This is a genomic window from Billgrantia sp. C5P2, from assembly GCF_051062895.2.
On the sequence record NZ_CM128542.1, the window covers coordinates 1,777,895 to 1,801,298 of the forward strand.

The following is a 23,404-nucleotide window of genomic DNA, read 5'->3' on the forward strand; positions in this document are numbered from 1 at the left end:
GACGTGGTTGGCTCGCGTCAGAGCATGCCGGTGAATGAATGGTCCGGAGGGTAGCTAATGTCTCAAGCCACGTCGGGATCAAGGATCGTCGAGCAAGGCGACAGCTCTTGGCGATGGGTGCATACGATCCTGCTGGGGGCCTTCGTGTCTCTATTGCTTCTAGTTCCCTGCGGATACAAGGCGGTATCGCTAGCGGCACTGATGCTGGCTCTGGCGGGGGCGATGCTGCGCCGTGACCCGATAAAGGGGGCGCGGCAAAGGATGGATAGGGAGGATCGGCTCTGGCTGTTGTCTCTTATTGCTTTCTCTGGGCTGTGGTGCATGGACGCAGCTCGCAGCGGCGTATTCGCTAGCGTGAAGTCAGATGACGAAATGATGCCGTTATGGTCTCTATTGGCGGCAGGGTTGATGATGTGGTGGCGTCGATACCCACCCTCACGGGTGGGCTTGTGGCTAGGCTTGGTTGTAGGAGGGGTGGGAGTCGGTGTCATTGCCTTGTACGAGCGCTTCGTGCTCGGTGCTTATCGCGCGGACAACGGTATGAATGCCATCCCTTTCGGTAATCTCTCACTGCTGCTTGGCGTGCTGGCGCTAGTGGCCATGCTGGGTCGCCTTGACCGTCCGTTTTCCTCCTGGTCCTGGCTCACTCCTGCACTGGGGCTCTCTGCGGTGGCCGGTCTTGCTGCCTCCTTCCTGTCCGGCACCCGCGGCGGCTGGGTAGCCGTACCCCTGCTTGCCTGGATGAGCTACGGAGCCTTTTACCCCTTTCTTCCTCGACACCGGTTACTCCAGACGGCCGGAGGGGGCTGGCTTCTGGTGGTGGCATTGGTAGCAATGACTACTATCACGGGCTACGGCGTAACCCAGCGGGTAGAACGCGCCATAGATGATGTTCGGGACTATGTGATTGAGGGGGATGGTGGTAGCTCCGTGGGACTGCGGTTGGAGATGTGGCAGGCCGGAGGACGTATGTTCATGGAGAAGCCGCTGCTGGGATGGGGAGATGAGGGGCTCAAGGAGGCACGCGATATGATGGTGAATCTCGGTTTGTTGCACCCCGGGGCGATACGCCACGATCAATTGCACAGTGACCTGGTGGATACCGCAGCACGACGCGGCCTGCTGGGAGTCCTGGCATTGCTGGCATTTTATGGGGTGCCGGCGGTGTTGTTCGCGCGTCACCTCCGCTGCTCTCGCGACATTCATGCGAGAGTTTTAGCGTTGTCAGGCCTCCTGATTGTCACCGCCTTCATAGGATTCGGACTGACGCAGTCGATGCTGAGAGACGTGAGAGGGCTGAGCGGCTACCTGGGATTGTCAATGACTTGCTGGGTGCTACTCAAGGCACGCCTGGCTGAGTTGGGAAGAACGCCAAACGTGGGAACCGGTGCGGCTCTATAAGATAACCTCGATGAAGAGTTCAAATGAGTTGCGGTATAAGGGATGTGTGTTACTTTCTGTATCTGTGTTATATTGCGTATTGAGATGGTCGAAGCTGACGGACAATGGCATAGCCGAATCGGGATAAAATGCTTGTGGCTATCTCATTCATGACAATGGCTGCTGACAGTAGTGTACCAGCATTAAAAGGTGCCATGAACGAGTACGAGATCCCTCAGGTAAAGGAAGTTTGGTATGACCAAATGCTTCTTTAGATCTGGTGGTTTTGATGATCGTTACTACGCATTTTTTCACTGCTGATGCTGCTGAAAGCAACTCATCAAGAACCCGTTTTTCTGATGAGGTGCTTAAATGAACAAGATGAATACTGTACGCCTCCCCATCGCTAGAACATCCAAGGAACTGCGCAGGGAAATGTTGCGGGCCAATCGGTTCCTGGGGAAACACCAAGCATGGTGGGGGTTGGTGCTAACCCCCGTTATTCTCTTTGTGTTCGCGCTGTTGACAGTCAGTGGCTGGAATTGGTGGTGGCCATTCTCCGCCTTCATGCTGGCCTGGGGAGCAGTCGAGCTATGCTTCCTTCCGCGTCGCTTAGCGATCCAGCGGCTCGCTGCGATTGAGAGCCGTGCCGAAGTGGTAAGGCTGGCCTGGCTGCATGGCGTCGCCTTGCGCGATGTCATCCGTGAGCGGCATCGAACCTGACCTTAGTCATGACCATTCTTCCCATTCCGGTTCTGTAACCCCAAATAACAAGGAGGAGAAGAGGGCGAGGCATCCTCGGCGTCTTCCTGCTGCAGCGCGTCTAGAATCATCTGGCGCAGGAGGGGCAGGTGCGACGCTTCCAGATTGCGCATCGCAGAAAGCAGCGTAAGCTTGTTCCGCCGGGCATGACGCATGAGAGGAAGCAGGTTGTCGGGGGCGTCACGTAGCTCCCCCCGGTAACGAACGGCAAACACCGCACTGCTAATTTCTCCCCTTCGGAGCTGCCGGCTCAGGGCGAGGGATGGCGAGGCATCACGATACCAGTCAGTCAGTTCCAACCGCTCCCTTGGCATACCGCGTGGCCAGAGCCTGTCCACCAGGATACGGGCGCCATCGTTGGCGTCGGGCTCGGCATAGATTCTCTTCAGTGCAATGTCGTATGACATGGGCACCTCCAGTCCTTGTCCGGGGTGACTAGTTTCGTCATTACACCGACTGGAAGCAACTCATACCTGATTGGTTGTCTTTTTGGCCTGTCGTCACGTCGCATGAATTTGTCTGGGCGCTTGCCCTGTTCGTTCCCGATGTCGCCGCTCGGGCGGTAGCAAGGCGGGGTTGGACGCCGCGATGCTGGTGAGGTGTACTGACATGGATTTCGTTAGGCTCGGGCATCGACGAACCCAATCCTTGGAGCATAGTCGGGTCCGCCATCAATGCGAGGGATTGTATGAGCGATTTCCTGTTCAGCTCCAGGCGCCTTCCCCCAGGCCGCCTCGCCAAGGAGCTGGAATCGATTTATCTCGAGGATCCCGTTTCTGCCCGGGAGTTTCATGGCGACTGGGGGTCCTTGGCCGTAACCCCATCTCGTTATTCCGGTTTCGCTCCAGTCGAGAACGGAACCCATTTCTGTGTGATCATCGGGGGGCCGGTGCTGTATTTCCATGACAACCACTTCCTGACAGGCAACGATGACCAGGCAGGGACGAGAGCCATACTCGCTCACTTTGAAGGGGGGCAGGTGGACTGGAGCGAAGATCTCAGTGGTCCCTTCGTAATCTTGATCATCGACAAGGCCTCGCGTCGTGTCATGTGCATCACCGATCTCATGATGTTCATTCCCGTCTATCGATACCAGCGGGAGTCCTGGCTGGTATTGGGGACCCATGTTGATGCTCTAGCGGGAGCATGCGGCCCGGAGGTGGATTTCGATGAGGCTTCACTCGTCGATTTCATCCTTCACGATGTAGTTACCTTTCCATACAGTGCTTATCAACATATTCGTCAATGCCATCCAGCCACGAAACATGTCTTTAGGCTGCGGCATGAAGAGGCTCCTTGCTTGGAACGTATGGCCTACTGGCTGCCCGATGAAACGGGGCCTTTCCGCAATCTCAAGGAGGCGGCCGAGGTCTTGAAGGAAGGGCTCAATGGCTACATCGAGCGGGTTACGGGCCCGATGCGGCGGGTGGCTCAGTTCATCAGTGGTGGAGAGGACTCACGTGTACTGGCAGCTATGTTGCCGCCGTGGCTGGAGCGGGACAGCTTCATCTTTCTCAATAGCATGACCCGGGAGGGCCACATTGCCGAGAAGGTGGCATCCGCTTCAGGGGCTCGCTTCCTTCCCGATTATCGAGACGAACTCCATTACTTGGACATCTTGCCGGAAGCTTCGTGTCTAGTAGGTAGTGGACACCAATACATTCATGCTCATGCCTTGGGTTTCCACCGGCGCCACGGGCTTGCGGATTACGATGCCGTTTTTGGAGGCTACGTCAGCGATTCCCTGCTGAAGTCACGCTCCGCGCGAAAGCTTCCGCTGTCCAGTTTCTTCAGCTTCCTGCCGCAGTGGCAACTATCGGGTGAGACACGGACCCAGGCGGTAAAGAATTCCCTGTTCCCCGACCAAATGCTGCAGGAGGTGACGCGTCGGCGTCGCGAGCATTTTCACCGTGTGAGAGCCATGCGACCGCAAAGCGCTCATGAGTGGTTTTCGCTATGGCCGATGACGATGCGGCTTGGGATTTCCAACCTCTACAGTAATCGTCGCCTATTCAGGAGCTACGAGGTGTTCATGGCCAAGGAGGCGGTGAAGGTCAGTGCTGCTTGTCCTACGCGCTGGAAGCTGAATCGACGATTGTTCCTAGCCGCGTTCGGACCGTACCTGAAGCGGACCCGCTTCCTGTTCCATGCGGACGGTCGGCTGCCGGCCTTCCCTTGGTGGGTGAACTTTCCCGTGCATACCATTCTGTGGAGCGCGCGGGAGCTGGCAAGACGCTTGGGGGTGCAGACGCACTATCAAGGTTCCTGGGCCGATTGGAAGACGCTAATGGCCAGCCAGGAGTGGGCTATGGCAAGGGACGGTGTGAGGCCTGAGCATGTGCGGCTCCAGGCGTTGAGAGCCGCAATAACCTCAGATGCTCTGGGGGAGAAAGGGCTCAATAACATTCAGCGAATCAATCTCCTGCAGACCTGCCATCAGGTCAGCAAGTCGGGCCTGCGTCGACAAGAGAAATGGCGGGACACCTCCGTCCGGGTGTGCTGAAATCGTCGCGCTACGTTTCCAGCGCATCCTGTGCGCGTTTCTGCCATGGCCCCGGCAGCTCGGCGGCACGTGACAGTGCCCGCCGGGCTTCGCCATCCTCCCCTTGTGCTTGCAGCAGCAGGCCCAGATTCAACCAAGCCGCCCCCAAGTCGTCGCGTTGCCTCACAGCGTTCCGCAACGCCTCGATGGCACCCGCTGCATTTCCCGCCGTATAACGGGCATTGCCCAGGGCAAAGTAACCCATGCCGGAGCCGGGGAAGCGTTCGACGAAAGCCTCCCAGGCGGGTAGGGTTATTTCGGCACCCTGGACCTGCTCGAAAGCAGCGATCGCCTGCAATGCGCTTTGTTCGCCGACACCGCTCGGCAGCTCACCGGGGGGCAAGGCTACGAAGGCCCAGCGTTCGCTGCGCGCCCAGGTGGCGTCGAAGCGTCGAAAGGACTCGATGCGTTCCGCTTCCTCCCCGCTGTGCAAGGTCATCTCCTCGGCACCCAGATCGTAACCGATGGCCACGGCGTAATGCCACATCGGCCACGCCGGCAGTGAAAGATTTTGCATGACGACAACCGGATGGCCGGCAGCGATCTCGGTCAGCAGCGCATCGAAGCTGTTGTCCAGTACGAACGGAATGCGTCCGTGGCGCCTCACTGTGGCAAGCATCTCGGGCTGTACGCTACCTTCGCGTTCCGGGATGAACACCTGGGGAATCAGGCTCTCCATGGCCACGTCTACGTCCCCGTGGTTGAGTACCATGGCCAGTGAGGCGGGGCCACACTGATAATCGCGCTGGGCATGGAAGGGGACGCCGTCTATCGAGGCTTGGCGCGGTAACGTCTGTTGGGTGCTTTCGGCCAGGCGTGGCGTGGAGGCACAGCCCGTCAGTATCAGCAGGCAAAGGCCCAACAGCAGAACGCCCGCTAAGCGGGCGTCCTTTAGGGCTGGTTTGAAACGGCTTTGCATGACGTTTCTCATCAGCGCGTGAAGGGGAAGACGTTGGTCAGACCCAGGATATCGGTGACCAGCAGGACGAGGAAGATGAGTACCAGTGCGCCGACGACACTGGCACCGGCGGGCATCTGATCCAACTGCTCGGCCATCTGGCGTGCCTCCTCGTCGGATAGCGCCGCCACACGGGCCTCGACTTCGGCAAGATCGACGCCCTGGGCGACGAGCTGCTTCTGAACGTCCTCTCGGGAGAGAATCTCGTTGATGCGCTCGCGGTCGGCATCGGCACGTTCGGCCGAGAGAGCCGCCTGGGTGGAGACCAGCTCGCTGGCAGGCAGCGGGGCGGCCGAAACCGAGACGCTGCCGAGCACCAGGGCCAGGATCAGCAGGGGGTTGAGAAAGCGGCGGAGTGTTTTCATGATCAGTGTTCCTTCTTCTTGGGGAAAGGCTTCCGGCTCTTGAATGATCGAACGCTCCCGGGTAGGTGAGCGCAGTCGTCCACTTGCTCCAACGATGCTGTATAAGTATAAGCAGAAAGCGTGTGAAATTTCATGCCCTTGCACAATTGATACGGCGGAACTCCCAGTGGCGGCTGCGACCCTACCCCACGCGGTAGGAAGATGGCAGTTCGGCCAGCAGGCCACGGCCACCTGCCAGCGTCAGTGCCAGATCATGAAGGCCTTCCCAGAGCGGCAGGGGGGCCGCGCCCTTGACCGAAAGATCGAGGCGCTGGGAAAACAGCAGCAGCTTGTGCAGGCGTTTCCTTGGCAAGCGCGCAATGGCTTGCTGGTAGGCGGGGCGGCGCTTGTCGAAGATGGCCGGCTTCTGTGCCTTGCAGGCGTGCTCGAAGCTCTGCCCCTGGTCGAGGTGCTGGTGCAGGGAGAGCAGAGTGCGCAGCTCGCGGGTCAGGGCCCACAGCACGATGGGGGCCTCGACTCCCTCGCCGCGCAGGCCGCGAACGATACGCGAGACGCGCTCGCGTTCACCCTTGAGGCAGGCGTCGGCCAGGGTGAAGACATCGTAGCGGGCGCTGTCCTCGACGCCGCCGGCGATCTGGGTTGGGCCGATACGGGTGCCGGGTGGTAGCAGCAGGGCGAGTTTCTGCAGCTCCTGGTCTGCTGCGAGCAGGTTGCCCTCGGTGCGCTCGCCCAGCAGGCGGGCGGCATCGAGGTCGAGCGAGAGGCCATGACGTTCGGCGCGATCGCGCAGCCAGAAGCCCAGCCGCGAGACATCGACCGGCCACACGGGGACGAACAGTCCGAGCTTGTCAAGCGCCTGGAACCAGGCGCTCTTCTGCTGGCGGAAGTCGAGCTTGCCCATACTGATGAGCAGGACGTTGTCTCCGGTTCCCGGCGCATCGGCATATTCCTTCAGCGCCTTGGCTCCTTCCTGCCCCAGGCTCTGCCCGCCCAGGCGCAGTTCGATCAGCTTGCACGAGGCGAATAGCGACAGGCTGGCCGCGGCCTCGCGAAGCCGCCCCCAGGCAAAGTTGGCCTCCACGTGGAGTATGTCGCGCTCCTCGATACCGCGCTCACGGGCTGCCGTGCGCACAGCATCGCAGGCTTCCATGTGCTGTAGCGGTTCCTCGCCGGCCACGATCACGACAGGTGGCAGCCTCTTGGCCAGCGCTTCGGGCAGTTTGTCGGCAAAGACCTTCACAGACGCACCTTCACGGGATCACCCTCATGGCTGAGCGTCATTCAACGTGCGCAGACGGTCGAACAGGCGGCGCATGGCCTCCTGGCGCAGCTCCTGGCGTGCTTCCTCGCGCAGCTCATCCTGGGCCAGCAGATTGTCATCGCTTACGGTGAAACGCGTCGCTACCTCAAGGCGCTGCTCGGACAGGCGATAAGCGCCATCGCTGCGGCGCTGAACCGAGAAGGGCACCGAAAGTGCCATTTCCCGCTCTTGCGGGCCGCTGTCGAGAACGCTCAACTGACGATCTTGGAACGTCTCCGGTCCGAGGTTGAGCACCAGTGGGGCATTGTCGTGTACCCGAGTGCCGACCGAGGTCAGGCGCTCGCTCACCAGTCGGGTCAGCTCGCTGTCGTCGCCCGCCAGGGCGAGTTCGTCGATGGCCAGCCCCGGCGTATCCAGGCCGCGCAGGCGAAAGCCGCAGCCAGCCAGTGCCAGTGCGGCACCGGCCGTCATGGCGAGATTGAGGAATCTGCGTCGCTGCATGTGTGCTCCCGTTCGATCTGCGTCAGCTCACCACGATATTGACCAGCTTGCCCGGCACCACGATTACCTTGCGCACTGCCTTGCCCTCGGTGTGGCGCTGGACGTTCTCGGCGGCGAAGGCCTCGGCCTCGATGATTTCCTTGGGCGCGTCGGCAGCCACTTCGATACGGGCACGCAGCTTGCCGTTGACCTGCACCACCAGCTCGAGGGTGTCACGCGCCAGGGCCGTGTCATCAACCTGCGGCCACGCAGCGTCGATGGCCGGCTCGGCGTGGCCCAGCTCGCGCCACAAGGTGTGGCAGGCGTGCGGCGTGATCGGTGCGAGCAGCAACACACAGGCCTCGATGCCCTCGCGAGCTACGGCCAGGCCCAGCGGCGAGGTATCGTCGAATTTCCCAAGCGCGTTGGTCAGTTCCATCACTGCGGCGATCGCGGTGTTGAAGGTGGTGCGCCGGCCGATGTCGTCGCTGGCTTTCTTGATCGTTTCGTGGGTCTTGCGGCGGAGTTCGCGTTGAGGCTCATCGAGCGCCGTGGTGTCCAGCGCGCCTGGTATGCCGGCCTCGAGGTGCTCTGCCACCAGACGCCACAGGCGCTTGAGGAAGCGGCTGGCGCCCTCGACGCCGGAATCGGACCACTCCAGCGACTGCTCAGGCGGGGCGGCGAACATCATGAACAGGCGCACGGTGTCGGCGCCGAAGCGGTCGATCATCGACTGCGGATCGACACCGTTGTTCTTCGACTTGGACATCTTCTCGATGCCGCCCATCTCGACCGGCTGGCCGTCCTTGATCAGTACCGCGCTGACCGGACGACCCTTGTCGTCGCGCTTGACCTCCACATCGGCCGGGTTGAACCACTCCTTGCCGCCGTTGGACGTCGAACGGTAGAAGGTCTCGGCGATTACCATGCCTTGGGTGAGCAAGCGCTGGAACGGTTCGTCGACCTTCACCAGGCCCAGGTCGCGCATCAGCTTGGTGAAGAAGCGCGCATAGAGCAGGTGCAGGATGGCATGTTCGATACCGCCGATATAGAGATCCACCGGCAGCCAGTAGTCGGCGCGCTCGTCGAGCATGGCCTCCTTATTGTCGGCGCAGCAGAAGCGGGCGAAGTACCAGGAGGACTCCATGAAGGTGTCGAAGGTATCGGTCTCGCGCACCCAGCCGTCGCCAAGCTCGTAGAACTCGGGCATCTTCTTCAATGGCGAGCCGCTGGCATCGACGGTGACTTCCATCGGCAGGGCCACCGGCAGCTCGTCGTCGGAGAGCGGCACGGTCTGGCCTTCGGGGCCGTACTTGACCGGGATCGGTGCGCCCCAATAGCGCTGGCGGGCCACGCCCCAGTCACGCAGGCGGTAGTTGATCTTCACCTCGCCGCGACCCAGCTCGGCCAGCCTGCCGGCGATGGCCTCGAAGGCGGCATCGAAGTCCAGGCCGTCGAACTCACCGGAGTTGATCAGCCGGCCGTATTCCACGTAGGCGCCCTCGGAAAGATCCGGGGCCTGGCCACTCTCGTCGCTGATCACCGCTTCGATGGGCAGGTCGTACTTGGTGGCGAACTCCCAGTCGCGCTGGTCGTGGCCGGGAACGGCCATGACCGCGCCGGTACCGAACTCCATCAGTACGAAGTTGGCGACGTACACCGGCACTTCGCGACCGGTCAGTGGGTGCACCGCCACCTGGCCGGTGGCCATGCCTTTCTTCTCCTTGGTGGCGAGTTCCGCCTCGGAGGTGCCGCCGCGGGCGCACTCCTCGCAGAAGGCGGCCAGCTCGGCGTTGCCTTCGGCAGCCGCCTTGGCCAGCGGATGGCCGGCGGCAACCGCCACATAGGTCACGCCCATCAAGGTGTCGGGGCGGGTGGTATAGACCGACTGCGGCTCGGCGGCGCTGCCGTCCGCGTTCCTGATGTCGAAGCTGAGCTCCACGCCGCGCGACTTGCCGATCCAGTTGCGCTGCATGGTCTTGACCTGCTCGGGCCACTCGATCTTGTCGAGATCGGCCAGCAGCTCATCGGCGTAATCGGTGATCTTGAGGAACCACAGCGGGATTTCCTTGCGTTCCACCAGCGCGCCGGAGCGCCAGCCGCGCCCTTCGATGACCTGCTCGTTGGCCAGCACCGTCTGGTCCACCGGGTCCCAGTTGACGGTGGACATCTTCTTGTAAACCAGCCCCTTGTCGACCAGTTTGGCGAAGAACCACTGCTCCCAGCGATAGTAGTCGGTGTCGCAGGTGGCGAACTCACGGCTCCAGTCGTAGGCGAAACCCAGCGCCTTGAGCTGGTTGCGCATGTAATCGATGTTGTCGTAGGTCCACTTGGCCGGCGGTACCCGGTTCTGGATCGCGGCGTTCTCGGCCGGCATGCCGAAGGCATCCCAGCCCATGGGCTGCATCACGTTTCTGCCCTGCATGCGCTGGAAGCGCGAGACCACGTCGCCGATGGTGTAGTTGCGCACGTGCCCCATGTGCAGCTTGCCGCTGGGGTAGGGGAACATCGACAGGCAGTAGAACTTCTCGCGGCTGGCATCCTCCACCGCCTTGAAGCACTGGTTCTCGTCCCAGAATTGCTGGGCGTCGCGTTCGATTTCAAAGGGCTTGTACTGTGCGTCCATCGGCTTTCGAAATGACCTTAGAGTGTTCGGGCACGGAGCTGCCGTGCGCTTGCGCAGGAAATTGTCCGCCGTCAGTCCATGCTGCATCGTGGCGATAAAACGTTGAACTGACGGCGTGATGGCGTCTAAATGGTAACCAAGGATACCCCAGTAGGGCATGCCCGGCCATGCCCGGCCCATGCTGAAACCGCTTCGAGGAGATGACCATGAGCGAACATCCCGACTCCCATCGCGAACATCGGCTGCGCGAAGGCTATGAGCGCATGCTGGCCAGGCTGCGTGAGGGCGCGGATGACTTGACCTGGGAGAACCTGCAGCGGGAGCTGGACGAGGCGGTCGAATTCGAGGCCGATCTCGAGGAGTTCACCAAGGACGAGCTGGCTTTGCTGCGCGCCTGGGTAGAGCGCGACCTGATCGACATGCGTCGCTACCTGCGGGCGGGTGGCCGTGGCGTGGCTGCCTGGCTGGGTATCGACCTCGACCAGCTCTCGCGCAAGGTGGTCGATTCGCTGTTCTCGATTGCCGATCGCAGCATCGTCGAGAACGCCCGGCTCACTGAGGATCTCGAGGCCGCCCGTGCCGACTATTGCGAAGGCGAGATCGCCGCGCCGGGACGTATGGCCTGCGTGCATTGCGACGCGATGGTCGAGCTCGAGGGCGTGACTCGTATCGAGCCGTGTCATCAATGCGGCCATCGTTACTTCGCTCGCGCTCCCAAATAACGGCTCTATCCCGTTATCCTGCCACAGGAGCTTCGTATTTTCCTTGATGCGAAGCTCCTGACAGCAAGATCACCGCTCTACCGCTCGATAAAGGAGCGTCTATCCTTGGCGTAATCCTCTACTGCATCTCCTTTTCACAACTTCGAGATTTCGCCTGAAGTGGCCGACTGGATATAAGGGTGTTTCTAAGTTTAAGTTTCAGAAAGTATTTTTCTGTAACATGATTTTTGTTGGCTGTAGTTAAACGTTTTGCTTGTGCATGAGCTTCCCGCCTTAACAACCATAAGCCTATAGAATCTTGTCGAGGATGGTGTGACAAAATCCCTTATCGTGATGAGAAAAGGTTGGTTAATAAGTATTAATTTAATCTCCAGCGTCATTACCTTCCATTAGATTTTTCAGCCTTTTTATTCCGTGATAAATATCGTAACAATTACTAACCTAAAGAACGCTTTCCATCCTGCCGCCAACGTCGTCGGTGCTGACAGAGATAATGCGATGAAGAAAATACTTTTTCTGGGTGCAGGAGCCCATCAGCTGCCTCCCATTCTCTATGCCTTGGAGCAGCAGCATCATGTGATTACCTGTGATATGGATATGACCAAGCTTGGCCATGAACTGGCCCATGAGGCATACCCAGTTTCCACCACCGACAGAGAAGGCATCTTGGCCTTGTCTCGGCATCTGAATATCGACGGTATCGTAGCTTACGCAGCTGACTCTGCTGCCCCTACCGCTGCCTATGTCGCCGAGCAGATGGGACTGCCAGGCAACCCGTATCAGGCTGCACTGACGTTGACACGCAAAGACAAGTTTCGAGCTTTCTTGGCCGATAATGGATTCAATACTCCCAAATCAAACTCTTTCGAGGATATCAACGACGCCAGGGTCTGGTTGGAACAGTTGAAGCTGCCAGTGTTTGTCAAACCGGTCGATGCTTCAGGTAATCGTGGGATTTCTTTCATCGATGCTGTTGATCAGCTCGATGCGGCATTTGGCTATGCGTTGAGTTTCTCAAGAATAAAGAAAGTAGTCCTCGAAGAACGCATTGAGAAGGTCGGCTACCAGATCGATAGCGATGTTTTCATGCTCGACGGCAAGCTCAAATTCTGGCTCTGGGCCGATGCCCACTTCGATCCCGCCTGGATGCCGCCTGCTCCCGCTGCCAATAGCTACCCTACACTTCTGGACTCGAATATTGGCCTTAAGGCTGCAGGTGAGCTAGAGCGGCTTTTGCGTCTGCTGGATTGCCGCATCGGCCCTTTCAATGTTGAGTATCTGGTCGATGCCAAGGGGGAAATATGGTTCCTTGAAGTGGGCCCAAGAAATGGCGGTGATGGAATACCCGATGTCATAAAGCATGCCACCGGGGTGGATCTGGTCAAGTATACCGTCGATGCTGCTCTTGGCCTGGAGTGTGCCACTCTCCAGCAAGTCGCACCCAGCGGATTCTGGTCTAATTATATCATTCGGGCCAAGGAGAATTGCCGACTCGTCCATATTGAAATGTCACGTCAACTTGAGTCCAAAATTATCAGCCGCCACATGTGGGTGCGACCCGGTGAGCCCGTCAGTGCTCCTTTAGGTATTCTGATACTGCGCTTCGACAGCAGCGAAGAAATGCACAATATGTTATCGAGGATGCCTGAGCATCTTGCCATCGAGACGACTCCATTGCAGGGCGTGTCCACGGCTCGATCTGCCGATGGCACTGTCATTGAATGAGAGCCGAATAGTTATAGTTCCTTTAAGGATAATGTGGAGGAATAGGCATGGTCAAGAGGTGTATGGATTTGGTCTTGGCTGCTCTTGGGATCGTCCTGTTTGCTCCCATACTGGTTATTGTATCGCTACTTGTCTATTTATTTATTGGTCCTCCTGTTCTGTTCCGACAGCTACGCCCGGGTCTGCATGGAAGGCCTTTTGAAATAATTAAATTTAGAAGCATGCGTGAGGCTTATGACGAAGAGGGCCAACCATTACCGGATGAAGAGAGATTGGGAAGGTTTGGTACCATGCTTCGGTCCACCAGTCTGGACGAATTGCCAGAGTTATGGAACGTGCTCAAGGGAGACATGAGCCTGGTCGGTCCGCGTCCTCTGTGCATGGAGTACCTGCCACTCTATAACGAAGAGCAGGCAAGGCGCCATTGCGTTCGGCCGGGAATAACAGGGTGGGCTCAGGTTAATGGGCGCAACAGCATAACTTGGGAAAAAAAATTCGAGTTGGACGTCTGGTATGTGGATAACGGAACCGTTCTATTGGACATCAAGATTCTTTTTTTGACCATAAGGCAAATTTTAAATCGTCGCGGAGTCACAAGCGAAACCTGCGTAACGATGGAGGATTTCAATGGCAGCTGAGAGCATTATTGAGATTTTAAGTTGAGTGGCTTTGCGTTTGAATTGCCGGCCCTGGGGGGGAATGATGTCTCATTGTGATCTTTACATGGGCGATAATAAAGACCAGTTTCTTCAGCGCGATAAGTATTCTTTTCAAGTAAGTACTGAAGAAGATGGGTGGAGGAGGGCGCTTCAGGATGTCGGAGAATATGATTGTTATCATACATGGGATTTTCATGAGCTCAGCCGAAAAAATAGAGAAGGAAGCCCTTTGCTGTTTACGTATAAGGGGCGCGGTGGTGTTATTGTCTGGCCGTTACTGCTGCGTTCTTTTAAGGCAAACGGTAGACAGTGGAAAGATTTAACTTCTACGTACGGTTATCCGGGGCCTCTAACAAAGGGGGGTGTTAGTGATTTCGATAAAAAAATATGGTCACGTTGTATCGAGAGGTGGTGTGGCGAGCACGGCATTGTTTCTATCTTTGCACGGTTGAACCCTTTTCTGGATACTGCTTCGGTTCTGACTGGTCTTGGTGAAATAAGAACGCTCGGCGATACCGTTCCTATTGATCTTCGCGAGTCTATGGAAGGACAGAGGTTGAATTACAGAAACAGCTTGAAAAGAGGAATAAAGAAGCTGGAAAAAATGGGGGCGGAGTGCAGGGAGGTGGATTCGGAATCATATCTCGATGAATTTATGGCGATTTATAAAGAGACCATGAGCCATCGAGGAGCGAAAGAATATTACTTCTTCGGAAGGGAGTATTGCGAGGCGCTTTTTTCCGCCAAGGACTTTAGTGCAAGAATGTACGGGGTCTTTATTGAGAATCGCATGGTTTGTGCTGGCATCTTTATGCATACCGGCAAGTTCGTCCAGTATCATCTGGGAGGAACCTTGCCAGGATTTTACCGTTTTGCCCCTAGTAAACTACTTCATGACAAGGTGCGCATATATGCCACTGAGCAGGGTGCCGAGTGGCTCATGCTGGGGGGGGGGGTGGGAGGATGCAACGACGAGTTGATGTATTTCAAAACAGGTTTTTCACCTTTGAAGTTACCTTATAAAGTTGTGCAGATCATCATCGACCCTGGCGCTTACGAAAAGTTGGAGAAATATGCTGCGGCTGTCGCAAATGAACGAGGCATGGCCCTCAATCCCCATTTTTTCCCAAGTTATCGAAGCGTAAAGGATGTTGTCCAAGATTACGCCTGAGTGCCCATGGTTTGTTTCATTCGGGAAAAACTTCGGTCGCTGTTCGACCTTATGATACCGGTTCAGCTCATGCCGATATGCTGCCCATGATCATGATGACGATCACCACCAGAGTACTGATAGCGAGAGCATAGCCAAGGTTATGGCGCATCATGCGGTAGCCGCTGACGCCGTAGCGGCCCTGCAGCGACAGGTTGATGCCCGACAGTGGCCCCACCGAGGTGCCCACCGCCCACGAGGCAAGGGCGGTGAAGGCGAACAGGGTTTGCTCGTTGCCGCTCAGGTCGAGTGTCGAAGCGAGTACCGAGACGCCGATGATCGGATGCAGCCCCGTCACGGCACTGGCCACGATCGCGAGGAAGCTGATGACTGCCTGAGCGGGGCCGAAGCGGGCGAACAGCGTCCACTCACTGCCCGTGGCGGCGGCCACCAGGGTCGAAAGCCCCAGAGTTAGCAGTCCGGCGGAGAGGAACAGGGCGATCTCGCCGCGCATGGCCGGCAGGCGTATCAGTGTATGCTGGCGCACGCGTCGCAGTGTCCAGCGGGCTCCCGCTGGCAGGTTGCTGGCCAAGGCCACCGCCGGCAGCAGGAAAGTTATGATGCTGACGATGCCAAGCGCAGGCGTGAGCTGGTAATGGAACAGCATCACTAAAGCCGCCATGGCGACCGGCATCAGCAGGCTGCGCGGCGAAAGCGAAAAGCCCGCCACATCGGCGAGGTCGAAGCGGCGCGACAGTTCCAGCGTGGTGAGAACGCCGCTGACAAGCGCCAGCGGCAGCCCCACTGCGAGAATGCGCGAGTACTCCATGCCCGGCGCCAGGGTCATCACCACACCCATGGAAGCGAAGAAGGGCGACCAAAGCGCAGCGCTGGAAAGCCCCCGGTTGAGTGCCAGCAGCTGAGGCGTCGTCAATGGGCCGCGCCGGGCGAGGCGGTCGCCGATCATGAACACCGTCGACAGATTGAGAATGGTGCCGAGCAGATGGACCCCGAGCCAGGTGCCGAGGGTGCCCCGGCGCCCCGTTATCGGCCGACCGAGCGGGCGCGACGAGCCGCTGCGGTTGCCGATCAGTCCGATGAAACTGACCCCTACCAGCATCGCCACCACATAGGTGTTACCGCTGGTCACTGCGGGCCAGGCGATCTGCGCGCCATAGTGCCAGCGTGCAATCACCAGCAGCGCCAGACCAATGACTGCCAGCGCTCCGGCTTGCCAGCGGGTGCGGTGTGGAATGTCCCGCCACAGCAGCAGAGTCGCCAGCCACAGGGCGTAGCCGACCCCGTGCGGAAGAGGTAACGCCCCGGCAAAACCGAGGATCTGCTGCACCAACCCAAGCAGAATCAGCACGCCCGCCAGGGCATGGCGTGTCGATGTGGCGGGAGAGTCGGGAGAGGACACGATGGTGTAGGGCTCCAGGTGGAGTCGAAAATTATTGTGAGCAGTCTAACAATGTTTCCTCATGTTCGGCGACTCGCTGTATCACGCGCCTCTTCCAACAGTGCCAGCATTGCCCGTGCGGCATTGGAGAGGGTGCGACTTCGGTGCACCAGATAGCCCAAGGAGCGATGGATGGGCGGATGTTCCACCTCTAGCTCGTGCAGTTCGCCAGCCACCAGCCGCTCTGGCAGCAGACTCCAGCCCAGGCCAATGGAAGTCATCATCTTCAGGGTTTCGAGATAGTTGGTGGCCAGCGCCACGGGTAGCGTAAGGCCGGCGGCCGCGAAGCGCGACTCGATCAAGGTACGAGTGAAGGTCATGGGGCCGGGCAGCACCGCATCGAAGGTGCACAGCTCGTGAAGAGTGAGGCGCCCGCGACTCGCCAGCGGGTGGTCGTGGGCGCACACGAAACACATCCGGTCGTCCCATACCGGCACCACGACGAGCTGAGGGTCCGGGTGTGGCGCCAGCGTGACTACGGCGATTTCCAGTTCTCCGTCAAGCACGCCTTGATAGGCCTGTTCGGAGTCGAGGAAGCGCAGGTCCATGCGCACCTCGGGATGGGTGCGGGTGTAAGCCTTGAGCAGCGGCGGCAGGCGATGCAAGCCGATATGGTGGCTGGTGGCGAGGGTCAGGCTACCGCCGACATCACCCGTCAGGTTGACCAGAGCGCGGCGACTGTCATCCACCATGACCAGGATCTGCCGCGCCCGGGGCAGCAGTACCTGGCCGGCCTCGGTCAACGTGACGCGGCGACCGATGCGGTCGAACAAGCGGGCACCGATCTGATCCTCCAACGTGGCGATGCGCTTGGAGACCGCCGGCTGGGTCAGGTGCAGCTGCTCCGCGGCGCGCGAGAAGCTGGCGCTGTCGGCCACGGCGAGGAAGGCTTGCAGGCTTTGGGTGTCCATCTCTCGTTTGTATTCCTTTATGGAATCCAATGAATAAATAACATGAATTGCTTTTATGGGCGAGTCGCGCAAGACTGCAATCACTCGGCCATGGCGTGCAGGAAAGGCGCAGCCCTGGCATGTCGGGGCTTTGCCGGCGACAAGGTCTTCGAGGAGACGCTGTGAATCCATCCCTGGACGCTACATTTGCCATCCATGGCAAAGACCTCCTCTTCGACCTGTCCTCGGCGCCCCTCGGCAAGCCCTGCTGCAATGGCCCTTTGAGACAAAACGTACTAGATCGGCAGAACATGGACCGGACAGGCAAAGGGCCATAGAGCCCGGGGAGAACGACATGGCAGGCCAAACGCTTTACGACAAGCTGTGGTCGCAGCACCTGGTGAAGGAGCGCGACGACGGCACCGCACTGATCTACATCGACCGGCAACTGCTGCACGAAGTGACCTCGCCGCAGGCCTTCGAGGGGCTGCGCCTGGCCGGTCGCAAGCCATGGCGGCTCGATGCCAACCTGGCCACGCCGGATCACAACGTGCCGACCACCGTGAAGGAACGTGCCGAGGGCAACGCCGGCATCAAGGACCCGGTGTCGCTGATCCAGGTGCAGACGCTTGACGACAACTGCGTCGAGTTCGGCATCGAGGAGTTCAAGATCAACGACCCGCGCCAGGGCATCGTCCACGTGGTGGGGCCTGAGCAGGGCGCTACCCTGCCGGGCATGACCGTGGTCTGCGGCGACTCCCACACCGCCACCCATGGTGCCTTCGCCGCGCTGGCCCACGGTATCGGCACCTCCGAGGTCGAGCACGTGCTCGCCACCCAGTGCCTGCTGGCCCAGAAGATGAAGAACATGCAGGTGCGTGTCGAGGGCAAGCTCGGCACCGGCGTCACCGCCAAGGATGTCGTGCTGGCCATCATCGGCCGCATCGGCACCGCCGGCGGTACCGGGTACGCCATCGAGTTCGCCGGCAGTGCCATTCGTGACCTCTCCATGGAGGGGCGCATGACGGTGTGCAACATGGCCATCGAAGCCGGCGCCCGAGTCGGCCTGATCGCGGTGGACGATACCACCATCGAGTATCTCGCCGAGCGCCCCTTCGCCCCGAAGGGCGAACAGTGGCAGGCCGCCGTGGCCGACTGGCGCAACCTGGTTTCCGACCCCGATGCACAGTTCGACAAGGTGGTGACGCTGGACGCCGCCGAGATCGAACCCCAGGTGAGCTGGGGCACCAGCCCCGAGATGGTCACCGGTATCTCCGGCGCAGTGCCCGACCCGGCCGAGCAGGACGATGACACCGTCAAGCGCGGCTACACCCGTGCACTGGAGTACATGGGCCTCGCGCCCAAGCAGAAGATCACCGACATCAGGCTCGACAAGGTGTTCATTGGCTCGTGCACCAACTCGCGCATCGAGGACCTGCGCGAGGCGGCCAAGGTGGCGCGCGGCAAGAAGGTGGCCGACTCCATCAAGCTCGCCATGGTGGTACCAGGCTCCGGCCTGGTGAAGCGGCAAGCCGAGGCTGAAGGGCTCGACAAGATTTTCGTCGAAGCGGGCTTCGAGTGGCGCGAGCCGGGCTGCTCCATGTGCCTGGCGATGAACGCCGACAAGCTCGGCGCTGGCGAGCACTGCGCCTCCACCTCGAACCGCAACTTCGAGGGGCGACAGGGCTACGGTGGGCGTACCCACCTGGTCAGCCCGGCCATGGCCGCCGCCGCCGCCATTGCCGGTCACTTCGTTGATGTACGTAGTTTCGGCGCCCAGCCCGTCGCAGAGGAGGCTTGAGCCATGAGAAAGTTCGAACGCACCCAAGGCATCGTTGCACCACTCGACCGGGCCAACGTCGATACCGACCTGATCATCCCCAAGCAGTTCTTGAAATCGATCAAGCGCACCGGCTTCGGCGTCAACCTGTTCGACGAGCTGCGCTATCTCGATGAAGGGCAGCCGGGGCAGGACTGCTCGCAGCGCCCACTCAATCCCGATTTCGTGCTCAACCAGTCGCGCTACCAGGGTGCCAGCGTGCTGCTGACGCGCCGTAACTTCGGCTGCGGCAGCTCTCGCGAGCACGCCCCCTGGGCACTGGAAGACTTCGGCTTCCGCGTGGTGATCGCGCCGAGCTTTGCCGACATCTTCTACAATAACGCCTTCAAGAACGGCCTGCTGCTGATCACCCTGCCGGAGGAGACGGTGGATCGCCTGTTCCGCGAGGTGGAAGCCAGCGAAGGCTATCGCTTGGACGTGGATCTCGAGAACCAGCGGGTGATCACGCCCTCGGGCGAGATCCTCGAGTTCGAGGTCGATGGTTTCCGCAAACACTGCCTGCTCGAGGGGCTCGATGACATCGGCATCACCCTGCAGGATGAAGATGCCATTCGTGCCTTTGAACAGCGCCATCGCGCCGAGCGGCAGTGGCTGTTCCGCGATAGCGCTCAGGTCTGACCGCTCTTAACTTTGCATCTGTCACTGGAGGGGCTGATCCGGGAACGGATTGACCAACCGTGAATTGAAAGGCGTAGGGGACAGGTCGGAGAGGAGGTCTTTTGCCATGGATGGCAAAAGTAGCGCCCAGGGATGGGTTCACAGCGCCTCCTCGCAGGCCTGTCGCCGTACAGCCCGCCGCCATCGCTCGAGAAAGGCAAGCACAAGGATTGAACAACACATGATACGCAAGATTCTGGTACTGCCGGGTGACGGCATCGGTCCCGAGATCACCGCCGAGGCCCGCCGCATCCTCGCCGCCTGCCAGGCCCGCGGTCTCGATATCGACATCGAGGAAGGGCTGGTCGGTGGCTGCGCCTATGACGAACACGGCGAGCCGCTGCCCGCCGTTACGTTGGACAAGGCCAAGGCCGCCGATGCCATCCTGCTCGGCGCCGTGGGTGGCCCCAAGTGGGACAAGCTCGAAGACCTCACCAAGCGCCCCGAGAAGGGCCTGCTCGGCCTGCGCAAGAACCTCGGCCTGTTCGCCAACCTGCGCCCGGCCATTACCTACCCGCAACTGGCTTCTGCCTCCAGCCTCAAGCCCGAGCTGGTGGCCGGCCTCGACATCATGATCGTGCGCGAGCTCACCGGCGGCATCTACTTCGGCCAGCCTCGCGGCATCGAGGTGCGCGACGGCCAGCGCGTCGGCTTCAATACCTATGTCTACTCCGAGAGCGAGATCGAGCGCATCGGCCGGGTCGCCTTCGAGCTGGCCCGTAAGCGCGGCAAGCGCTTGTGCAGCGTCGACAAGGCCAACGTGCTCGAGGTCACCATCCTGTGGCGCGAGGTGATGGAGCGCCTGGCACCGGAATACCCCGACGTCGAACTCTCGCACATGTACGTCGACAACGCCGCCATGCAGCTTGTCCGCGCGCCCAAGCAGTTCGATGTGATGGTCACCGGCAACATGTTCGGCGACATCCTCTCCGATGCCGCCGCCATGCTCACCGGCTCCATCGGCATGCTGCCCTCGGCCTCGCTCAACGAGAGCGGCCAGGGCATGTACGAGCCGTGCCACGGCAGCGCGCCAGACATCGCCGGCAAGGGGATCGCCAACCCGCTGGCCACCATCCTCTCGGTGGCCATGATGCTGCGCTACTCGCTCTCCGAGTCCGAACTTGCAAGCCGCATCGAGGACGCCGTGGGGAAAGTTCTGGATGATGGCCTGCGCACCGCGGATATTGCCTCGGAGGGCATGCGCACGGTTTCCACTCGTGAAATGGGAGACGCCGTGCTGGCGGCTTTCGAGGCACGGTAGCCAGCTGCGCCGGCTTGGTTCATGCTGTTGGCTGAGGTTTCCTCGGAGACGGCAGGTGCAACATGAAGACACTTCGGCGCTTCATCACGTTACCCTGGGCCAGAAAGCGGCTGTATTTGGAAGCCGCTGTCTGGCTCCTGCTTTCCTGGGGCTTGGTCAGGGGTTTGCCCTTCCGCTTCTGGTCCCCCTGGCTGGGTGAGCAGCGGCCGGCCGACGCCGAGCCCGTAACGGAGGAGGGCAAGGACCCCCGGGTTGCGCCCATCTGCCGCTGCATTGAGTCGATCAACGCCCGACTGGGGGGGCACTTGACCTGCCTCATGCTCGCCATGGCGGCCCACTGGATGCTGCGCCGGCGACATATCGCCAGCAGCCTGGTGCTGGGCACCCTGGCCGCGCGGGCACCCGACCAGAGCCTGCAGCTCAAGGCGCATGCCTGGATTCGTCACGGGTCGCACATCGTGCTGGGTGGTGAGACCGGGGAGGAGTATTCACCGATCTCCTGTTTCGTTCATGCAGGTCCCCTGGCGCGAGGTCATGCCCGGTGAGTGCGATTGTGGGCTGTGTGCACTTCGACGGGGCCCCGGTCGATCCCCAGGCGTTCCAGGCGGCGCTTTCCGCGCTGGATCACTATGGCAACCGCGGACGATCCGCGACGCTGCTCGATGGCTGTGCCTTTGGCCATCAACGGCTGGCTATCACAGCTGCCGCCGCCTTCGAGAGCCAGCCGCTCGAGGAAGACGGGCTCGTGCTCGTCGCCGATGCGATCCTCGACAACCGCGAGACACTGTGTGACCAACTGGGCATCGAGCGACGCTATCGCGACACACTGCCGGACAGCCGGCTGATCCTGCAGGCCTATCGCCGCTGGGGGGCCGACTGTGTCAGGCGGCTGGTGGGCGACTTCGCCTTTGCGCTGTGGGATACCCGCGACCGCTCGCTGCTCTGCGCTCGGGACCATATCGGCGCGCGCCCCCTCTACTGCCTCCGGCAGGGCGACCGCTTCTGCTTCGCCACCGATCAACGCGCCTTCAGGGCATGGCCCGGTCTCTCCGTGACGATCGACGAGTCAAGCGTGGCCGCCTTCCTGCTCTCTCCTGGGGATTGCCATGACCTCAGCTTCTTTCGTAACGCCTTTCCGCTGACGCCCGGCCGGGTATTGCGCGTCTGTCAGCAGGGCCTGACCCTTGATGCTTACTGGTCGCCCGAGGATGTCACCCCCGTGCGCTACGCTCGGCGCGAGGACTACGTCGAACACTTTCGTGAGCTGCTACTGCAGGCTGTGGGCGACCGCCTCGATGTCACCGTCGGGGTAGGCTCACACCTCAGCGGTGGCCTCGACTCGAGTGGCGTAACGGTCCTGGCCAGTCGACTGATCCAGGATCGGGGCCATCGCCTCGACAGCTGTTATACTTGGTCCCCGCCCGTGTCGGCCCAATACCCCCTGCCGGGAGCCGGGCGACGCGACGAGCGTGAGGTCATTGCGCGGATCTGTCGACAGGAAGCGCTGGAGTGCCACTATGGCACCACCAGCGGTGCCGACTTCCTGGCATATCTGGAGCGGGACCTGGCGGTGGATGGTACCGTCGATGTCTTCGAGGAGCTGGGCGTGATGCGTGTGGCCGCAGCGCGCGGCACGCGGGTCATGCTGTCGGGCTGGGGGGGGGACGAGTCGGCCACCTTCGGGATCCGAGGCTACCCGGGTTACTTGCTGGCACGCGGTCGGTGGGGAAAGCTGCTGGCGCTCACCCGGGAGGCGGCGGGAGGCATCAAGCGTCCGCGCAAGATGGCACGCTTCCTCTGGCAGCAGGGTGTCGTGCCCTGCCTTCCCGACGACCTCTTCGACCGCTATTCACCCTATGCCGATTCAGGGCGGCTGTCGCCGCTGTATCGCCAGGCGTTGATCGAGCGCTTTCCGGAAGCCGCGGCCCGGCGCGGGCCGGCCTGGCGCCTTTATCCCGATCCCGGGCGCATGCAGTGCCTGCTGATGCACCATGGGCACCTGAGCAGCCGCATGTCGACCTGGGCGCACTGGTCGGCCGAACATGGACTGATTTATCGCTACCCCCTCACCGACCGCCGCCTGCTGGACTTCACCCTGGGGCTTCCCCCGGAGCTTCTCTGGGAGCAGGGCCAGCCTCGGCGGCTTTATCGCGATGCCATCGGCGAGCGCCTGCCACTGGGCCTGGGCAAGAACGACAGCGCCAACGAGAGGAAGCGCATGGCGATTCGTGAGGAGTGCTGGCGGCTCCTGTCATCGGCCGCTCGGCGGCAGGCGTTTCAGCTGCCTTGCGAGTGGCTGGACATGGCGGCGTTTCAGGAGCGCCTGGTTCAGGCGCCCGAGGAGGGCATGAGCGACGACCAGCTAGCCGGCTTCATCTCACTGTGTTCGGCGGTTCAGGCCTGGCATCTGTGGCGACGATATCTGCCATCTTCTCGATGACCAGGCATTCACATGCTTTCTTACTATGACTTAAGCGCTAGTCGAAAGGCGTTGACCGCCTGCCGCCGACTTACGATAGTTAACACAGCCTTACGTATTCTCGTGAAATGGTGCGTTCGGCTGTTTGAGTAGTCGCGTGGCCGGCGAGTTGGCCAGGCGAGTGCAGGCTAAGGGCAACGATGGAGTGGCATGCGATGAAGCAAACATCGGATGTACCGCAAGAAACC

General features: G+C 60.5%; 20 protein-coding genes. 12 read left to right on the forward strand and 8 right to left on the reverse strand.

The genetic code is table 11. The features are described 5' to 3' along the window. Positions 1–57 precede the first annotated feature (57 nt). Both ACRWQA_RS08235 and ACRWQA_RS08240 read left to right on the forward strand, forming a co-directional pair. A complete protein-coding gene (locus tag ACRWQA_RS08235) occupies positions 58–1,401 on the forward strand; it encodes an O-antigen ligase family protein (protein ID WP_434229152.1) in 1,344 nt (447 codons plus the stop codon). Between the two features lie 351 nt (positions 1,402–1,752). Continuing rightward, positions 1,753–2,103, forward strand: a complete 351-nt coding sequence (locus ACRWQA_RS08240; protein ID WP_263580306.1) for a hypothetical protein — start codon at positions 1,753–1,755, stop codon at positions 2,101–2,103. Positions 2,104–2,105: 2 nt separating this feature from the next. Here ACRWQA_RS08240 and ACRWQA_RS08245 read toward each other — a convergent pair whose 3' ends face one another. Further along, positions 2,106–2,549 carry a DUF488 domain-containing protein gene (locus ACRWQA_RS08245; RefSeq protein ID WP_263580305.1) on the reverse strand — a complete coding sequence of 148 codons (444 nt, stop codon included), beginning with the start codon at positions 2,547–2,549 and terminating at the stop codon, positions 2,106–2,108. A gap of 281 nt (positions 2,550–2,830) precedes the next feature. Here ACRWQA_RS08245 and ACRWQA_RS08250 point away from each other — a divergent pair, with 281 nt between their 5' ends. Continuing rightward, positions 2,831–4,645 carry an asparagine synthetase B family protein gene (locus tag ACRWQA_RS08250; RefSeq protein ID WP_434229155.1) on the forward strand — a complete coding sequence of 605 codons (1,815 nt, stop codon included), beginning with the start codon at positions 2,831–2,833 and terminating at the stop codon, positions 4,643–4,645. 10 nt (positions 4,646–4,655) lie between these two features. On the opposite strand, the gene ACRWQA_RS08255 is transcribed toward ACRWQA_RS08250, so the two are convergent. The 5 genes from ACRWQA_RS08255 to leuS form a co-directional block, all read right to left on the reverse strand. Next, positions 4,656–5,603, reverse strand: a complete 948-nt coding sequence (locus ACRWQA_RS08255) for a PA2778 family cysteine peptidase (RefSeq protein ID WP_434229156.1) — start codon at positions 5,601–5,603, stop codon at positions 4,656–4,658. Positions 5,604–5,614: 11 nt separating this feature from the next. Beyond that, positions 5,615–6,007, reverse strand: coding sequence for a PA2779 family protein (locus tag ACRWQA_RS08260; RefSeq protein ID WP_263580302.1), 393 nt, complete (start codon positions 6,005–6,007; stop codon positions 5,615–5,617). Between the two features lie 181 nt (positions 6,008–6,188). Further along, entirely contained in the window at positions 6,189–7,247 is a 1,059-nt protein-coding gene (gene holA, locus ACRWQA_RS08265; RefSeq protein ID WP_434229158.1) for a DNA polymerase III subunit delta, read from the reverse strand. Positions 7,248–7,271: 24 nt separating this feature from the next. Beyond that, the gene (locus tag ACRWQA_RS08270) at positions 7,272–7,769 is read right to left on the reverse strand and encodes an LPS-assembly lipoprotein LptE (protein WP_434229160.1); all 498 of its coding nucleotides are present in this window, start codon (positions 7,767–7,769) and stop codon (positions 7,272–7,274) included. Positions 7,770–7,791: 22 nt separating this feature from the next. Continuing rightward, a complete protein-coding gene (leuS, locus tag ACRWQA_RS08275; RefSeq protein WP_434229162.1) occupies positions 7,792–10,374 on the reverse strand; it encodes a leucine--tRNA ligase in 2,583 nt (860 codons plus the stop codon). A 206-nt stretch (positions 10,375–10,580) separates the two neighbouring features. On the opposite strand from leuS, the gene ACRWQA_RS08280 reads away from it, so the two are divergent. The 4 genes from ACRWQA_RS08280 (at position 10,581) to ACRWQA_RS08295 (ending at position 14,651) form a co-directional block, all read left to right on the forward strand. Then, complete coding sequence (locus ACRWQA_RS08280; RefSeq protein WP_263580298.1) at positions 10,581–11,096, forward strand: zinc ribbon-containing protein; 516 nt, start codon at positions 10,581–10,583, stop codon at positions 11,094–11,096. A gap of 498 nt (positions 11,097–11,594) precedes the next feature. Further along, positions 11,595–12,821 carry an ATP-grasp domain-containing protein gene (locus ACRWQA_RS08285; protein WP_263580297.1) on the forward strand — a complete coding sequence of 409 codons (1,227 nt, stop codon included), beginning with the start codon at positions 11,595–11,597 and terminating at the stop codon, positions 12,819–12,821. Positions 12,822–12,868: 47 nt separating this feature from the next. Continuing rightward, positions 12,869–13,459 carry a sugar transferase gene (locus ACRWQA_RS08290; protein ID WP_263580296.1) on the forward strand — a complete coding sequence of 197 codons (591 nt, stop codon included), beginning with the start codon at positions 12,869–12,871 and terminating at the stop codon, positions 13,457–13,459. Positions 13,460–13,544: 85 nt separating this feature from the next. Then, the gene (locus ACRWQA_RS08295) at positions 13,545–14,651 is read left to right on the forward strand and encodes a GNAT family N-acetyltransferase (protein ID WP_434229165.1); all 1,107 of its coding nucleotides are present in this window, start codon (positions 13,545–13,547) and stop codon (positions 14,649–14,651) included. 67 nt (positions 14,652–14,718) lie between these two features. On the opposite strand, the gene ACRWQA_RS08300 is transcribed toward ACRWQA_RS08295, so the two are convergent. Both ACRWQA_RS08300 and ACRWQA_RS08305 read right to left on the reverse strand, forming a co-directional pair. Next, positions 14,719–16,050 carry a hypothetical protein gene (locus ACRWQA_RS08300; RefSeq protein ID WP_434229167.1) on the reverse strand — a complete coding sequence of 444 codons (1,332 nt, stop codon included), beginning with the start codon at positions 16,048–16,050 and terminating at the stop codon, positions 14,719–14,721. 59 nt (positions 16,051–16,109) lie between these two features. After that, complete coding sequence (locus ACRWQA_RS08305) at positions 16,110–17,000, reverse strand: LysR family transcriptional regulator (RefSeq protein WP_434229169.1); 891 nt, start codon at positions 16,998–17,000, stop codon at positions 16,110–16,112. A gap of 334 nt (positions 17,001–17,334) precedes the next feature. Between ACRWQA_RS08305 and leuC the strand changes: the two genes are divergently transcribed. From leuC to ACRWQA_RS08330, 5 genes are all read left to right on the forward strand, one after another. Then, positions 17,335–18,780: a 3-isopropylmalate dehydratase large subunit gene (gene leuC, locus ACRWQA_RS08310; RefSeq protein ID WP_263580292.1), complete on the forward strand. Its 1,446-nt coding sequence runs from the start codon at positions 17,335–17,337 to the stop codon at positions 18,778–18,780. Positions 18,781–18,783: 3 nt separating this feature from the next. Then, positions 18,784–19,437 (forward strand): 3-isopropylmalate dehydratase small subunit, encoded by a 654-nt coding sequence (gene leuD / locus ACRWQA_RS08315; RefSeq protein ID WP_434229172.1) that lies wholly within the window; start codon positions 18,784–18,786, stop codon positions 19,435–19,437. Positions 19,438–19,657: 220 nt separating this feature from the next. Continuing rightward, positions 19,658–20,737, forward strand: coding sequence for a 3-isopropylmalate dehydrogenase (gene leuB, locus ACRWQA_RS08320; protein WP_434229174.1), 1,080 nt, complete (start codon positions 19,658–19,660; stop codon positions 20,735–20,737). Positions 20,738–20,799: 62 nt separating this feature from the next. Further along, complete coding sequence (locus tag ACRWQA_RS08325; RefSeq protein WP_434229176.1) at positions 20,800–21,282, forward strand: lasso peptide biosynthesis B2 protein; 483 nt, start codon at positions 20,800–20,802, stop codon at positions 21,280–21,282. Beyond that, positions 21,279–23,177, forward strand: a complete 1,899-nt coding sequence (locus tag ACRWQA_RS08330) for an asparagine synthetase B family protein (protein WP_434229178.1) — start codon at positions 21,279–21,281, stop codon at positions 23,175–23,177. The genes ACRWQA_RS08325 and ACRWQA_RS08330 overlap by 4 nt, the downstream gene beginning before the upstream one ends. Positions 23,178–23,404 lie beyond the last annotated feature (227 nt).